Consider the following 15,618-nt stretch of genomic DNA (forward strand, 5'->3'; position numbering starts at 1 on the left):
CCGGTCTCGTTTTTTCGTCGTTTTACGCCGCGAGAAGAAAAACGGGCGGCCGCACGTAACGGTCGCCCGGGTTGGGTCAGTGTTCGATACGCCGGCCGACATACGGTCGCATGAGCATCGTCGTGACGACCGCACACAGCGAGAAGATCGCGCCGAACGGTCCCAGCCAGGTCAGGCCGAGCGTGTCATTGACGACGCCGCCCACCGCCGATCCGATCGCGATGCCGATGTTGAACGACATCGAGTTGAGTGACGCGGCGAGGTTCATCGAACCGGGGTGCGATTCGGCGGCCACGTCCATGTACAGCACCTGCGACGACGCGTTGAACAGGTACATGAACATGCCAAGCACGATGAGCAGCACCGCGCCGTAGAGCGGGATGACGCGGGCCAGCGCGAGCGAGCACAGCAGCACGCCGTGCGCGAGGAACACCCAACGCAGATGATAGAGCGGCTCCACTCCCCTGCCGTGTTCGGCGAGCTTGCCGGCGTGCAGGTTGCTCCACAGGCAGGCGACGCCGTAGACGACCAGGCCGAGGCTCAGGTACTGTTCAGGGATGCGCACCTCGTCGCGCATGATCGGCGTCAGGTACGTATAGAACACGTAGCTGGAGCCGGCGCCGAACACCACGGCGAGCACGCCGAGCCAGATGCGACGGTCGAAGAACAGGCGGAACTGCGAGAGGAAGCCGACCTTCATGAGATGGCTGTTGCGCGGCAGCACGGCGACCATGAGTGCCATGAGGATCACGGTGAGCAGGTCGATCAGGTGGAACGTCCAGCGCCAGCCGAACGTGTTCGCGATCCACGTGCCGACCGGCACGCCGACGACGGATGCGATCGAGAAGCCGGAGAACACCCATGCGATGAACTTGGTGCGGTACCGGTCGACGGTGATGTCGGGCGCATAGGTCATCGCGATGGCGACGAGCGTGCCGGAGACGAGCGCGATCATGACACGTGCGACGACGAGGATCGCATAGTTCGGCGCGAACGCGCACAGCACGTTGCCGGCGAGGAAGACGCCCATGAGCGTCATATGCGTGGCGAAGCGCGGGAATCGGGCGGAGATCGCCGAGCCGAGCGGGGTGACGGGCGCGTAGACGAACGCGAACAGCGAGACGAGGTTGCCGACCGTGACCTCGGAGACGGACAGGCCTTTGGCGATGTCAGGCAGGATGCCGACGACGATGAACTCGCTCATGCCGAGCATGAAGCTGATGGCGATGAGCACGACTACCGGAAGCGTAAAAAAGCGGGTGCCGGAGGCACCCGCGTTCTTGGAAAGAGCCATGCGAGAATACTACAACTTGGGCAGGTATGTCTTGAGCTCGTACGGCGTAACCTGGCGACGGTACGCGTCCCACTCCTGGCGCTTGTTGCGAATGAAGTACTCGAACGCGTGCTCGCCGAGCACGTCGGCCACGAAGTCGGACTTCTCCATGATCTTGAGCGCCTCGTCGAGCGACTCGGGCAACGGCTGGATGCCCATCGCCTGACGCTCCGCGTCCGTGAGCTCCCACACGTCGTCGCTGGTCGGCTCACCGAGCGTCATCTGCTTGTCGATGCCGTCGAGACCGGCGGCCAGCAGCACCGAGTACGCGAGATAAGGGTTGGCGACCGGGTCGAGAGCGCGGAACTCCATGCGGGCCGAATTGCCCTTGCCGGGCTTGTATTGCGGGATGCGCAGCAGGGCGGAGCGGTTGTTGTGGCCCCAGCAGATGTAGCTCGGCGCCTCGTTGCCGCCCCACAGGCGCTTGTACGAGTTGACGTACTGGTCAGTGACCGCGCAGATCTCCGCCGCATGGTACAGGATACCGGCCGCGAACTGGCGGGCCGTCATCGACATGTTGAACTCCTGGCCGGCCTCGTAGAACGCGTTCGCGTCGCCCTCGAACAGGCTCAGATGGGTGTGCATGCCGGAGCCCGGCGCATCGGCCAGGGGCTTGGGCATGAAGCTGGCGTGGATGCCGCGCTCCAGCGAGATCTCCTTGACCACCGTGCGGAAGGTCATGATGTTGTCCGCCGTCGTCAGCGCGTCGGCGTAGCGCAGATCGATCTCGTTCTGGCCGGGGCCGGCCTCGTGGTGCGAGTACTCCACCGAGATGCCCATCTGCTCGAGCATGTTCACGGTGGCGCGGCGGAAGTCCATGCCGGGGCTGCGCGGCACGTGGTCGAAATAGCCGCCCTCGTCGATCGGGGTGGGGGCCTTCGACCAGTCGTCCTGATGCTCGAACAGGTAGAACTCGATCTCGGGATGCACGTAGAACGTGAAGCCCTTCTCCTTCGCCTTGGCGAGCGCGCGCTTCAGCACATGGCGCGGGTCGCCGAGCGACGGCTCGCCGTCGGGCGTGAGGATGTCGCAGAACATGCGGGCGGTGCCTTGGGGGCCGCCGCGCCACGGCAGGATCTGGAAGGTCGACGGGTCGGGCTGGACGATCATGTCGTCCTCCGACACGCGGGTCATGCCCTCGATCGCCGAGCCGTCGAATCCAAGCCCCTCCTCGAACGCGGCCTCCAGTTCGGCCGGCGCGATCGCCACGGACTTCAACGTGCCCAGAACATCGGTGAACCACAACCGAATAAAGCGCACGTCGCGTTCCTCGACCGTGCGCAGCGCAAACTCCTGCTGTTTATCCATAACGACCTATGGTTCCATTCGCGTGTTACGAACCTCGTTAACAAACCGGGGCCCGATGCCAATCGGCCGGCGACGGCGTTCAACGACACGCGGTAAGGTAGTGCCTGTGAGTGTGAGCGAGAGCAATATTCTGAAGACGGCCAATGCCGACCATCCGATCATCGACATGACGTCCTGGCGTCAGGCCCCGACCCCCGACGAACGCGAGCAGGCCGGTCTGGACCGCCGTTTCCGCGTGCCGCTGGAGAGCCACGCGCTGTGGCAGGTGAAGGAGAACCGTCGTGACGTGATCGGCCTGCTGGAGGAGCAGTCGCGCCAGCGCGTGGCCGATCTTATTCCGCTGCGTTACCAGCGCATGAGCGTGTCCGCGTTCACGTTCTACCGCGGCACGGCGCTCATCATGGCGAACGATCTGGCGCGCACGCCGGTCACCGGCATCCCCGTGCAGGCGGTGGGCGACGCGCACATCGGCAATTTCGGCATGTTCCGCTCCCCTTCGCAGCGCCTCGTGTTCGACATCAACGATTTCGACGAGACGACGACCGGCCCGTGGGAGTGGGACATCAAGCGGTTGGCCGTGTCGGTGGAGATCTGCGGACGCGCGAACGGCATCCGCAAGCTGGAACGTCGTGAGGCGGTCAAGCGTTGCGTGCATTCGTACCGCGACCATCTGCAGCAGTTCTCGCAGATGGACTATCTGGATGCGTGGTACGACCACATCGACGTGGAGGCCGCGCTCGACCATTACGAGCGCACGGTCAACGGCAAGCGCAACCGCACGCTACGCGACGCGGCGGCGAAGGCCGCGATCAAGGACTCCAACCGTGCGGCCGCCAAACTCACCTACCGCGACGGCGACAAGTTGCGGTTCCGTTCGAAGCCGCCGGAGCTGACGCCGATCAACGAACTGCACGACTACGCCGATTTGGAGGCGCTGCAGGGTCGTCTTGAGACGCTGTTCAACAGCTACCGTCATTCGCTGTACGAGGATCGCCGCCATGTGCTGAGCCATTACACGTATCATGACACGGCGCGCAAGGTGGTAGGCGTCGGCTCGGTGGGCACGCGCGCATGGGTGTCGGTGCTGACCGGCCGCGACATCGACGATCCGCTGATGCTGCAGATGAAGGAGGCGAACGAGTCGGTGCTCGAACGGTTCGTGGGCCGTTCGAAGTACGCGACGCACGGCGAACGCGTGGTGCAGGGGCAGAAGCTGATCCAGTCGACGGCGGATGTGCTGCTCGGCTGGGCGAGTTTCATGGCTGAGGACGGTCACAAGCGCGACTATTACGTGCGTCAGTTCTGGAACGGCAAGGGATCGATCGACATCGATCATCTCAACGATCTCGCGTTGTCCGATCTGGGCCGCATGTGTGCGCGGTGCCTGGCTCACGCGCACGCGCGTACCGGCGACCGCATCGCGATCGCATCGTATGTGGGCGAGGACGAGACGTTCGATGAGGCGATCGCGTCGTTCGCGTCGGCCTACGCGGACCAGAACGACGCCGACTACGCGCTGTTCAAGCAGCTCATCGACTCCGGCGAACTGCCCTGCGCGTCCTGATCACCAGCGATTCATGATATGGCGAAGCCCGGCTGCTCATATGAGGAGCCGGGCTTCATTATGTCTCACTTCGCGACTTCGAGAGCTTCCTCGAGGGTGAAGGCGCGGGCGTACAGGGACTTGCCGAGGATGGCGGAGTCGACGCCGAGACCGGCCAGCTCCTTGATCGCGCGCAGGTCGTCGAGCTTGCTGATGCCGCCGGACGCGGTCACCTTGGCGTCCGTGCGTTCGGCGACCTCGCGCAGCAGGTCGATGTTCGGACCGGACATCATGCCGTCGCGGGCCACGTCGGTCACCACGTAGCGCGAGCAGCCGACCGAGTCGAGGAACTTCATCGTCTCGAACAGGTCGCCGCCTTCCTTGACCCATCCGCGGGCAGCGAGCGTGTGTCCGCGCACGTCGAGGCCAACGGCCACACGCTCGCCGTACTTGCGAATCACGGAGGCCGTCCAGTCGGGATTCTCGAGTGCGGCGGTGCCGATGTTCACACGTGCCGCGCCGGCGTCCAGGGCGGCGTCGAGCGAGGCGTCGTCGCGCACGCCGCCGCTCATCTCGATGTTGACCTTGTCGCCAAGTTCATGCACGATCTCGCGCAACTGGGCGCGGTTGTCGCCGGTACCGAACGCGGCGTCGAGGTCGACCAGATGAATCCACTGCGCACCGGATTCGACCCACGTGCGGGCCGCTTCGAGCGGCGAGCCGTAGTCGGTTTCGGAACCGGATTCGCCTTGGCGCAGACGCACGGCCTTGCCGTCGCGCACGTCGACAGCGGGAAGCAGGGTAAGTGACATGATGATAGCCTTTCTTGATGTTCGGGTCAGAACGTGGCGATCCAGTTGCGCAGCAGCTGCGCGCCGGCTTCGGCGGACTTCTCCGGATGGAACTGCGTGGCGGACAGCGGCCCACGCTCGTAGGCGGCCACGAACCGGCTGCGTCCGTACGTGCACCAGGTAACGCGTTCGGGGGCGTCGCCGAAGTCGATCTCGTACTTGGCCAGGTCGCCCGGATGCACATCCGTCGCCGCATACGAGTGCACGAAGTAGAACCGCTCGTGTTCCACGCCGTTCATCAACACGGAGCCTTCCGGCGCCTCGACCGTATCCCAGCCCATGTGCGGCACCACGTCCGCATCAAGCAGGTCGACGCTGCCGCCGATCAAGCCGAGTCCGGCAGCCTCGTGGCCGCGTTCGCGCCCCTGCTCGAACATGATCTGCTCGCCGACGCACACGCCGAGCACCGGCCGGCCGGCGCGCAGACGGTCGGTGACCACGCGGTCGCCGGACATCTCCTTCAGTCCGTCCATGCACGCGGCGAACGCGCCGACGCCGGGCACAACCAGGCCGTCGGCTTCAAGCGCCTGACGGTAGTCGGAGGTCAGCGTCACGTCGGCGCCGAGGTTGGCGAGCGCGCGCACCATGGAGCGCACGTTGCCGAATCCGTAGTCGAAAACCACCACTGATGTCATGTTGTTCTCCCGTGCTGTGTGATTGCTGGCGGAGCGTTGGCCGCCCGTTCGCGATTCGTTATTGGATGCTGGATCCGCCGCGGCCGAATTTGGTGTGTTCGGCGAGGATCTTCATGGCGGCGTCGTGGTCGTAGTCGGAGGATGCGACGATCTTCACGCCCTGCTTCTTAAGATCGGTCAGGGTGGAGATGCCGAGCATGAGGTCTTCGACGAACGGCGGGGTCGCGCTGAACAGGATCGGCGGGGCGAAGGTCTGCGCGGGCTTGCCCTGCAGGTAGAGCGTCGCCTCGAGTTTGTCGGCGCGGTTCACGGCGAGGATGACGCTCATGCCGGATACGACGATGGTCATGTCGCGGGCCGCGGCTTCCGGTCCGTCGCCGTCGAGGTTGCGCAGCACGGCGATCGCGCCGTCCGGAGAGCCGATGCAGTCGGCGGAGATGTCGGACAGCTGGCAGAACGCAGCGAGCAGTTCAGCGGAGGCGATGCGGGTGATGACGACCGCGACCTTGGCCTTGTTGCCGAGCAGACCGGCAAGCTCGTCCTCGAATTGCGCGGACAGGTCGGTCCGATCGCCGCCGGCGGTGTCGGCCGAGGCCACGCCGTCGTCGTGCGGATCGCTGGAATCGTCGCCGTTGCCGGAGTCGTTGAACTCCTGTTCGAATCCGGCGAGCGCGGCTTCGAGTTCCTCATCGCTGAACGAGGTGCCGTTCGTGTCGCGCGAACCGTTCGCGTCGTTCAGGCCGAAATCATCCGGGTTGAACTCGTCCGGCACGTTGAGGTCGTCGTCCTTGTTCGTGTCGTCGTTACGGTCGTCGGCCATCACAGCGCGCCCTTCGTGCTCGGGATCAGGCCTTCGATGCGAGGGTCGGGTTCGATCGCGAACCGCAGCGCGCGCGCCAGCGCCTTGAATTCGGCTTCGGCGATGTGGTGCGGGTCGCGGCCGGCGAGCACCTGCATGTGCAGGCAGATGCCGGCGTGGAAGGCGATCGATTCCATGACATGGCGTACGAGGGAACCGGTGAAGTGGCCGCCCATCATGCAGTATTCGAATCCGGCCGGCTCGCCGGTGCACACGCAGTACGGGCGCCCGGAGATGTCGACGACAGCCTTGGCGAGCGCCTCGTCGAGCGGGACGGTTGCGTCGGCGAAGCGACGGATGCCGCGCTTGTCGCCGAGCGCCTGCTTCAGCGCCTCGCCGAACACGATGGCCGTGTCTTCGACGGTGTGGTGCACGTCGATGTCGGTGTCGCCCCACGCCTTGATGGCCAGGTCGATGAGCGAGTGCTTGCCGAGCGCGTTCATCATGTGGTTGTAGAACGGTACCGAGGTGTCGATGCTGGTTTTGCCGGTGCCGTCGAGGTTCAGTTCGAGGTCGATGTGCGACTCGCTGGTTTCGCGAATGATGTGCGCGGTGCGTGCCATGTGTTGCTCCTTACACTGCTTATGTCTCGTATTCGAGACTACTCGGTCTGCGAGGTCTGTGCGGATGGCGCGGCGTCACTCGGCTTCCACGATGCGCAGCACCTCGGCGAGTGCCTCGCGGAAGCGGGCCATCTCGTCGTCGGTGCCCATGCACACGCGCAGCCAGCCGTCCGGGCCGACGACGCGGATGAGCACGCCGCGCTTCAACAGTTCGTCGAAGATGCTCTCGCGCTGGTCGAAGTGACCGCCGAAGAGCAGGAAGTTCGATTCGGAGGCGGCGACCTCGAGCGGCTGGCCCTTGTAGGTTTGGGTCGTGAGCCATGCGGCGGTGGCCTCGCGGGTCTCGCGCAGGTGGGCGACCTGGCTGAGCTGTTCGTCGGTGTGCTCGAGCGCGGCGAGGGCGGCGGCCTGCGTGACGGCGGAGAGGTGGTACGGCATGCGCACGATGCGCACGCAGTCGATGATGCCCTTGCTTGCGGCGAGGTAGCCGACGCGGGCGCCGGCGAACGCGAACGCCTTGCTCATGGTGCGACTGACCGCGAGGTTCGGGTGCTGGCCGATGAGCGTGACGGCGCTGGGCGTGCCGGGGTTGCGGAATTCGACGTACGCCTCGTCGACGACGACGATCGGATGCACGCCTTCGGCCGCTCCCGCGACGTCGGCGGTTTCGCACACCTCGAGGATGCGTTCGAGATCGGCGGGAGGCAGCGGCGTGCCGGTCGGGTTGTTCGGGCTGGTGAGGATCACCATGCTCGGCTTGATCTCGTGGATCGCCTCGATGGCGGCGTCCACGTCGAGCGTGAAGTCGACGTTGCGGTGGGCGAGCTTCCAGCCGGTGAACGTGTCGCGCGCGTATTCGGGGTACATGGAGTACGTCGGATCGCAGCCGAGTGCGGTGCGGCCAGGGCCGCCGAACGCCTGGAAGAGCTGGAGCATGATCTCGTTGGAACCGTTCGCGCCCCACAGCTGGTCGACGCTCAGGCGCGCGCCGGACTCCTTGGCGAGGTAGTCGCTGAACGCTTGACGCAGCGCGATGTGCTCGCGGTCAGGGTAGCGGTTGAGCGTGTGGGCGATCTCGCCGACGCGGCGCGCGATGGTGGCGCACACGTCGGGGTTCGGCTCGTACGGGTTCTCGTTGACGTTGAGACAGACCGGCACGTCGAGTTGCGGCGCGCCGTACGGCGTTTCGCCGATCAGGTCGTTGCGCAGCGGCAGGCTTGCCGGGATCGCGTTGGTTTCTTCAGTCATGCTTTTCTCCCCTGTTATCACGGTGATTCACCGCATGCATGCCGTATCATGTCGAGCGAAGCGAGGCCGAGCGAAGAAATCTTCCAGAGCATCCCTGCCTTGGAAGATTTCTCCGCTCGCTGGCGCTCGGTCGAAATGACACGGTTCCGATATGCCTTAGCGCAGGCCGGCTTCCTTCTCCTGCTCGCGCAGCGTAGCCTTGTCGTACGGATCCTTGACGAAGCGGGACAGCACGCATTCGCCGTGGGCCGGCAGATCCTCGGACACGGCGAACGCGTTGATACGCGCGGCGAGGGCCTTGAGACCCTCCTCGTCGTATTCGATGACCTCGACGGGCTTCATGAACGTGTGCACGCCGAGGCCGGCGGCGAAGCGCGCGGTGCCGCCGGTGGGCAGCACGTGGTTGGAGCCGGACATGTAGTCGCCGAGCGGGACCGGCGAGTAGGGGCCGCGGAAGATGGCGCCCGCGTTCTTGATGCGAGCCACGACGGCGTCCGCGTCGGCGGTCTGGATCTCGAGGTGTTCGGCCGCGTACGCATTGGCCGCGTCGATCGACTGGTCGAGGCCGTCGGTCAGCACGATCGCGGATTGTGTGCCGGACAGGGACGTGTGGACGCGTTCGGCGTGCTCGGTCTTCGGCACACGGTAGTTGAGGTTCTCCTGCACCTTGTCGGCGAGTTCCGGATCGTCGGTGAACAGGACGGACCCGGCGAGCTCGTCATGTTCGGCCTGGCCGATGAGGTCGGCGGCCACGAGGCTCGGGTTGGCGGTCTTGTCTGCGATGATGCCGATTTCGGTGGGGCCGGCGACCGCGTCGATGCCGACGAACGCGGAGACGAGCGACTTGGCGGTGGCGACGAAGATGTTGCCCGGTCCGGTGATCTTGTCGACCGGATCGCACAGCACCTCGCCGTCCTGCGGCTCGCTGCCCTTGGCGCCATAGGCGAACATGGCGATGGCCTGTGCGCCGCCGACCGCGTATACCTCCTTGACACCGAGGATGGCGCAGGTGGCGAGAATGGTCTTGTTCGGCAGACCCTTGTCGTTGTCGCGGGCCGGCGGGGTGGCGATGGCGAGCGACTCGACGCCGGCGGCCTGCGCGGGCACGGCGTTCATGATGACGGACGACGGGTAGACGGCCTTGCCGCCGGGCACGTACAGGCCCACGCGCTGGATCGGGATCCAGCGTTCGGCGACGCGCGCGCCCGGAGCCAGATCGGTGTGGAAGTCCTTCGGCACCTGGTTCTTGGCGACGGCGCGGGCACGGTGCACGGATTCCTCGATGGCGGCGCGCACTTCGGGGTCGAGCGTGTCCAGCGCAGCCTCGATCTCCTCTTCGGGCACGCGCAGGTGCTCGGGGCGCACATGGTCGAACTTCTCCTCGAAATCACGCAGGGCCGCGGCACCGCGTTCCTTCACGTCCTCGAGGATCGGGCGCACCAGGTCGGTGGCTTCGGAGGTGCCCATGGCGGCGCGCGGCATCGCGGCCAGCAGTTCGGCACGGGACAGTTTGCGACCACGCAGGTCGATGATACGCATGATGTTCTCGCTCATAACGCCCCATCGTAACAACGCGGCGCCACGAACCGCCGTCCAATGTCCGTTTTCACCCAAATCGTGAGACATCCCGCGTATTTCGCTGATCTCCGCTCCGCTTTTCCATCGGATATACGGATATAACGCTCCGACAGATGTTCCTTGAACTAGATGAGCGGCGCATCGCGTAAAGCCTGTGCGCCGGAATCGCCTATCGCCATGTCCGGAATGCCGATGAGCTTGATCGCCTGCGTAACGAGAGCAATGATATCCGGCCCTTCAGCAGTTACGGAACGGTACACTTCCTCGAAATCAAGGTTGCCATAGTCATGAACGATCCAATCACGGGTACCGGCGATGGCTTTCCACGCTACATCCGGCTGGGATGAGACAAACTGTTTCGACAGTTTCTTGACGTGCTCGCCGACTTGAGCGACCGCCATGGATACTGCATGCTGGCGAAGCTCATCCTCTTCAAATTGTTCGAGCGTGACCCCATTCAGAAACAACAACGCCAATTCAAGCTCATGACGTATCTGCAGCAGATGGATCAGATCTCGCCGAGGGTCAGTTCCGGAGTGTGAACCGCTCATGCTTGCTCCTCACTATCGATCGGCAAAATACGCAAAATCGGTTTGGACATCACGTTGCGCACGAATAATGAACGAATCATCTCATCATACGGCTTCTTCTCCGGCTGGGTGATGTAGTCGACATCAACCAGGTCGATATCGCGACCGAACGCATCTCGTAAGTCGTTTCTGAAATTCGACACCCTGCGTACGCGCATATCATCATGTGTGGTGCCGTAGATGAAGTCAACATCGGAATCCGGTCCCGCCTCACCGCTGGCCATCGAACCGAACAAGTACAGTTCGGTAATCCCATACCGACGTGCAAGTGGCCGTGCAAGCACGGCGATATCGGACGGCGAGAGAACCCTCTCCCCTCCGCTTGTCCGCACTGCCGAAACCGTTGCCGCTGTCATGGCTCCATCCTATCCTCACCGCTTCCTAGTCGTGTTTCATGTGATCGGCCCCTCGTCACCCCAGTGGGGCGACGGACGGGTAGAGGGCGGCGAAGCGGGGGTAGAGGGCGTCGTAGGCGCGGGCGGCGGCCGGGTCCGGCTGGTAGGTGGTGGTTTCGGCGACGGCTGCGACTAGGTCGGGGCGGTCGAAGACGAGCGAGGCGAGCGCGACGGCGGGCAGGATGTCGGCGTTGGCGAACACTTCGACCGGATGGTGCAGCATGTCGGCCATGATCTGGCACCATGCGGTTTCGCGCGCGCCGCCGCCGATCAGCGAGATCGAGGTCGGCGGCTCGTCGAAGCTTTCCATGCCTTGCCGGATGGAGAACGCGACGCCTTCGAGCGCGGCGCGCAGCATGTCGCCCGCACTCGTGGCCGGCGAAAGCCCCACGTAGGCGCCGCGCACGGTCGGGTTCATCACCGGGAACCGCTCCCCCACCAGATACGGCAGGCACAGCACGCCGTTCGCGCCCGGCGCGGCCGCCTCGATCAGATCATGCGCACGCTCATAGTCGCCGTTGGCGAACAGTCCGGTCGCCCAACGGTGCACGTCGCCGGCGTTGAGGAACGGCACCGCGTTGACGAATCCGTCCGTCACGCCGAACGCGAGGTTCGCGGCGCCCGGCTTGTTCACGAACGGTTCGGACGAGACGGTGGCGATCCAGCCGGACGTGCCGAGGTTGATGTTGTATTGGCCGGGTCTGGTGACGCCGCTGGCGAACGTGGTGGCGCCCGCATCGCCGATGCCGGCATATACGGCTGTGCCCGCCGCGAATCCGGTCTTCTCGGCCGCAGCGGCCGTCACCGAGCCGACGATGTCCTGCGGACGATGCAGTTCGGCAAGCAGCGAGGCGTCGATGCCGGCCGCCTCGCACAGTTCCCCGCTCCACCGCCCGGTACGGATGTCCATCGCGCCGGCGGTGGAGCAGGCAGCCACGTCGCCGATCGTGACGCCGGCGAGCCGTGCGATGAGATAGTCCTTGGAACTGATGAGCACGTGCGTGGTCCGTGCGAACGCGTCAGGCTCATGGTCGCGCATCCACATGAGTTTCGGTAGCGGCAGGCATCCTTCGAGTCGGTTGCCGACCGTGGCGAGGAACCGTTCGCGACCGCCGTGGTATGCGCCGGCGAGCGCATCGGCCTGCGTTTCGGCGCGTCCGTCCGAGTACAGGATGGCGTGGCGCACGGGTTTGAGATCGTCGCCGAGCGCGATGACGTCCTGCATCTGCCCGCTGAAGATGATGCCGGCGATACAAGCAGGGTCGAAATCATCATCGTCGAGCGCCGCGTCGCGCAGCATCGTATGCGCGACCTCGCACATCACCCGCCACCATTGCTCCGGGTCCTGTTCGCGCACGCCCTCGTCGACGATCAGATCGAGGTCGCCGCTCGCCGAGGCGACGATGCGGCCGCCGCCGTCCACCAGCGCGCCCTTGATCGCCGTCGTCCCCGCGTCGAACACCGCCGCATATTCCCGCATGTTGCGTTCCCTCCTGTCGTTGCCGTCACCGTGTCAAAACGTCAGGCGCATCTGGTGCCAGACGACGTCGCCGTGGGTGGAGTCGGAGATACCTTCATCTACGTAGCCGAAGCGGGCGTAGAAGTCGACAAGCCGATCCTTGCAGGTCAGTACCAGCCCGAGCCGTCCGGCCGCGCGCGCATCGACGATCACATGGCGCATGAGCAGGCTTGCGTAGCCTCGATGCCGCCAAGCCGGCACGGTATCCACACCGAAGATCATCTGCCAGTCGCCGTGCGGATCATGCCGAGACGGATCATCGTACATGTCGTCATCCAGATCACGGTCGTCGGTTGCGAACCCGTTGATGAACGAGATGATCGAACCGTCCTCACCGCACAACAGCCAAAAACATTCCGGATATGCGGCCAGCCGTGCATGGATCACCGCCGCGCTCGCCGCCTCAGCCGGCGGAAAGCACACCGACTCGATGCACGACAGTTCCACGGCATCCTCTGCAGTTGCATGTCGTATCGTCAGGTTCGCATCATCAGCCATCAGTTCATTCATGTCCACCATTTATATCGCATGATCTGCATGACAGATACGAATTATCCGCCCAACATCCATAGCGAATCGTCTTATCTCCGTAACGAATCGATCCTTCCGTCTTGTGCGGACAGCATACGTTCCACGAGATCGATCATCAGCTCTTTTTCCTCAGGGGCACTGACCGCGATCAACAATGCGACAGCGGCGAGGTCATTGTTAGTGATGACCGGTCTGGTGACGGCATCGAATGCATCCGCATTCCCGTCGAGAAAACTGACGAACATTGCGGCGGCCATGCGCTTGTTGCCGTCGGAGAACGGATGGTCCTTCACGGTGAAATACAGGAGATGCGCCGCCTTTTCCTCGACCGTCGGATACAGATCCTGACCGTCAAAACTCTGATATATCGCGCCAATGATACGTTCGAGCGCATCCCCACGTTCCTGTCCGAGCAGCGTGTCGGCAGGATACTCCTCGCGTAAACGCGCTGCTATGGCCCTCGCATCCGCAGATGTCAGTTCCCATACCGGTTTCGCACGCGGATCTGGGGCAAGTTCATGCGCATCATAGTCACGTAGCATGTCCAATCCCGGCAGATAACTTGATACGACATCCGCTATTCCCACAGCAAGATGGTCGCCGCTCCGGGAGAGTACTTTGACGACCCTCTCCAACTGCTGCAGCCGGTGCTCGTTGACGGCATATCCGTTGATGAGATACCTGTGCAATACATTGGTGGCCCAGCGACGGAAACTAGTGGCCCGCCGTGAATTGACCCTGTATCCAACCGAAATAACCATATCCAAGTTGTACACATTCACAACCCGACGGATACGACGGTCTCCTTCTATGCGAACTTGTTCCATTTTGGAACAAGTTGACCCGTCGAGTTCTCCGTCAGCAAGGATATTCCTTATATGTTTGGTCATTGCCTGGCTTTTCGTACCAAATAATTCCGCCATCTGCGCCTGGGTCAGCCATACAGTATCGCCTTGTACGCTGACTTCCAATTGCACGGAGCCGTCCTCGGCCCGATAGAGTTCGATGTCCCTGACCATGTCAGTCCTCCCCGTGAGATGAACACGCGACGCACGTGTTCCGGTCATTCGACAGTCACTCTCCGCATCTACTGGCACATCCAGCTGCGTCCCTCTTTATAGAACCCTATCAAGGCAACGAAATACGACACGCCACCGGTCACAGATGCAAATACAGGCGGGCAATCATGTCAGCCGGTGATCAGGGGGCCGAGCGCGTCGTCGGGGTCGGGGACGGGAACCTGCTGGCGGCGGACGGCATCCGACCATGACGATTGTTGTGCGGCGGGCGTGACGGATGCCGGCAGACCGCTCGCCCCGGCGGAGGCGGGGCACGGCACGTACCGGTAGACGGCGGCGGGCCGCTGGCGGCCTTCGCGCACCTTCTCCCCCGTCTCCTCGATCTGTCCGCTGGCGAGCATGCGCCGGCGGAAATTCGCCAGGTCGACGGATTCTCCGGTGATCGCCTCGACCACGCCGTGCAGCTGGCGCAGCGTGAATTCGGGGCCGACCAGCCGGGCGACGAGATCGGGGTATTCGATGCGTTCGCGCAGCCGGCGCAGCGCATGATCGATGATCTCGCGGTGGTCAAACGCCAGCTCGGGCAGATCGTCTTCCGCGAACCAGCGCACGTTGTCCGCTTCGGCGAAGTCGCGGGTCTCGGCCCGGCCGACCAGCGCCCAGTAGACGATCGACACCATCGGCAGCCCGCCGCGCGACCGATCGGGACCGCCGAACGTATGCAGCTGCTCAAGATACTGCGGATGCAGGTCGGTGGTCGATTCAAGCGCGAGATACGCGGACTGTTCGAGTGACAGGTCGGCGCGCAATTCGCCGCCCGGCAGCGCCCACTGCCCCAGATACGGCTGGCGCACGCGGCGCACCAACGGCATCCACAGGCGGCTGCGCCCGGTGCCGTCCGGCGAGCCGAGCGCCAGGATCACCACTGATACGCCGATTTGCGGCGGCTGATGCCGTCGCTCCGAAACGTTCCCATATCCCATACGGCAGTAATCTACTCTCCGGACGAGTCCTCGCTGGCCTCGCCGATCGCGTCCGCCGAATCCGGCAGGAACGGCGCGAGCGACGGCAGCTGGTCCAGCCCGTCCAATCCCATGTAGTCCAAGAACAGCGCTGACGTGCCCAGCAGCGCCGCATGCGATTCCGGGTCGGTGCCCTGCTCGCGGATCAGCCCGCGGATGGACAGCGAACGGATCACGCCGTCGGAGTTGACGCCGCGGATCGCCGCGACCTGCGCGCGCGTGACCGGCTGCTGGTACGCGATGATCGCGAGAGCCTCCAACGCGGCCTGCGACAGCCGCGCGGTCTGGCCGTCGGTGACGAACGACGCGACGATCCGTTCGAATTCGGCGCGGCTCGCATACTGCCATCCGCGCGAGGTGCGGCGTAGTTCGAAGCCCCGGTGTTCGGCCTCGTACTCGGCTTGCATGCATTCGAGTGTGTTCGCGATCTCCTGTTCGGCCGCGCCGATCACGCGTGCCAGATCGGCGGGCTGCTGCGGCTGGTCGGCGGCCATGAGCACCGCCTCGAGGCAGGCCCGCAATCCGCCCGGATACTGGTCGGCGGCCGATTCGGTCCGTGTCGTCCCGGTTCCGATGCCACCCGTCGTGGTCGTGGCGTTCATGTCGTTCGTGGCGTTCATATCG

16 protein-coding genes are annotated in these 15,618 nt (G+C 64.3%); 1 reads left to right on the forward strand and 15 read right to left on the reverse strand.

From position 1 onward, the window contains the following. Positions 1–76: 76 nt before the first annotated feature. A complete protein-coding gene (locus KIH76_RS01130) occupies positions 77–1,294 on the reverse strand; it encodes an MFS transporter (RefSeq protein WP_219068832.1) in 1,218 nt (405 codons plus the stop codon). 9 nt (positions 1,295–1,303) lie between these two features. Continuing rightward, positions 1,304–2,641 carry a type I glutamate--ammonia ligase gene (glnA, locus tag KIH76_RS01135; protein ID WP_163229816.1) on the reverse strand — a complete coding sequence of 446 codons (1,338 nt, stop codon included), beginning with the start codon at positions 2,639–2,641 and terminating at the stop codon, positions 1,304–1,306. A 112-nt stretch (positions 2,642–2,753) separates the two neighbouring features. Here glnA and KIH76_RS01140 point away from each other — a divergent pair, with 112 nt between their 5' ends. Continuing rightward, the gene (locus tag KIH76_RS01140; RefSeq protein ID WP_219068834.1) at positions 2,754–4,205 is read left to right on the forward strand and encodes a DUF2252 domain-containing protein; all 1,452 of its coding nucleotides are present in this window, start codon (positions 2,754–2,756) and stop codon (positions 4,203–4,205) included. Between the two features lie 65 nt (positions 4,206–4,270). On the opposite strand, the gene priA is transcribed toward KIH76_RS01140, so the two are convergent. From priA to scpB, 13 genes are all read right to left on the reverse strand, one after another. Beyond that, a complete protein-coding gene (priA, locus tag KIH76_RS01145) occupies positions 4,271–4,996 on the reverse strand; it encodes a bifunctional 1-(5-phosphoribosyl)-5-((5-phosphoribosylamino)methylideneamino)imidazole-4-carboxamide isomerase/phosphoribosylanthranilate isomerase PriA (protein ID WP_219068836.1) in 726 nt (241 codons plus the stop codon). 26 nt (positions 4,997–5,022) lie between these two features. Beyond that, positions 5,023–5,670, reverse strand: coding sequence for an imidazole glycerol phosphate synthase subunit HisH (hisH, locus tag KIH76_RS01150; protein ID WP_214372867.1), 648 nt, complete (start codon positions 5,668–5,670; stop codon positions 5,023–5,025). Positions 5,671–5,728: 58 nt separating this feature from the next. Next, the gene (locus KIH76_RS01155; RefSeq protein ID WP_236036737.1) at positions 5,729–6,490 is read right to left on the reverse strand and encodes a hypothetical protein; all 762 of its coding nucleotides are present in this window, start codon (positions 6,488–6,490) and stop codon (positions 5,729–5,731) included. Continuing rightward, entirely contained in the window at positions 6,490–7,092 is a 603-nt protein-coding gene (gene hisB / locus KIH76_RS01160) for an imidazoleglycerol-phosphate dehydratase HisB (RefSeq protein WP_219068838.1), read from the reverse strand. Before hisB ends, KIH76_RS01155 begins: the two co-directional genes overlap by 1 nt. A gap of 75 nt (positions 7,093–7,167) precedes the next feature. After that, complete coding sequence (locus KIH76_RS01165) at positions 7,168–8,340, reverse strand: histidinol-phosphate transaminase (protein ID WP_219068840.1); 1,173 nt, start codon at positions 8,338–8,340, stop codon at positions 7,168–7,170. 156 nt (positions 8,341–8,496) lie between these two features. Next, on the reverse strand, positions 8,497–9,894 hold the full coding sequence (gene hisD, locus KIH76_RS01170) for a histidinol dehydrogenase (RefSeq protein ID WP_219068842.1): 1,398 nt from the start codon (positions 9,892–9,894) through the stop codon (positions 8,497–8,499). 149 nt (positions 9,895–10,043) lie between these two features. Then, entirely contained in the window at positions 10,044–10,469 is a 426-nt protein-coding gene (locus KIH76_RS01175) for a HepT-like ribonuclease domain-containing protein (RefSeq protein ID WP_219068844.1), read from the reverse strand. Beyond that, positions 10,466–10,864, reverse strand: a complete 399-nt coding sequence (locus KIH76_RS01180) for a nucleotidyltransferase family protein (RefSeq protein WP_214372857.1) — start codon at positions 10,862–10,864, stop codon at positions 10,466–10,468. Before KIH76_RS01180 ends, KIH76_RS01175 begins: the two co-directional genes overlap by 4 nt. 55 nt (positions 10,865–10,919) lie before the next feature. Then, entirely contained in the window at positions 10,920–12,383 is a 1,464-nt protein-coding gene (locus KIH76_RS01185) for a xylulokinase (protein ID WP_219068846.1), read from the reverse strand. A gap of 33 nt (positions 12,384–12,416) precedes the next feature. After that, a complete protein-coding gene (locus KIH76_RS01190) occupies positions 12,417–12,932 on the reverse strand; it encodes a GNAT family N-acetyltransferase (protein ID WP_236036738.1) in 516 nt (171 codons plus the stop codon). Between the two features lie 71 nt (positions 12,933–13,003). Beyond that, positions 13,004–13,972, reverse strand: a complete 969-nt coding sequence (locus KIH76_RS01195; RefSeq protein WP_214372852.1) for a virulence RhuM family protein/type II toxin-antitoxin system death-on-curing family toxin — start codon at positions 13,970–13,972, stop codon at positions 13,004–13,006. A gap of 170 nt (positions 13,973–14,142) precedes the next feature. Then, a complete protein-coding gene (locus KIH76_RS01200) occupies positions 14,143–14,955 on the reverse strand; it encodes an NUDIX hydrolase (RefSeq protein ID WP_214372851.1) in 813 nt (270 codons plus the stop codon). 11 nt (positions 14,956–14,966) lie between these two features. Beyond that, positions 14,967–15,596 carry an SMC-Scp complex subunit ScpB gene (gene scpB / locus KIH76_RS01205; RefSeq protein ID WP_236036767.1) on the reverse strand — a complete coding sequence of 210 codons (630 nt, stop codon included), beginning with the start codon at positions 15,594–15,596 and terminating at the stop codon, positions 14,967–14,969. Between the last annotated feature and the right edge of the window lie 22 nt (positions 15,597–15,618).

Origin of the sequence: Bifidobacterium simiiventris (genome assembly GCF_019331715.1) — a bacterium.
Lineage (GTDB): Bacteria > Actinomycetota > Actinomycetes > Actinomycetales > Bifidobacteriaceae > Bifidobacterium > Bifidobacterium simiiventris.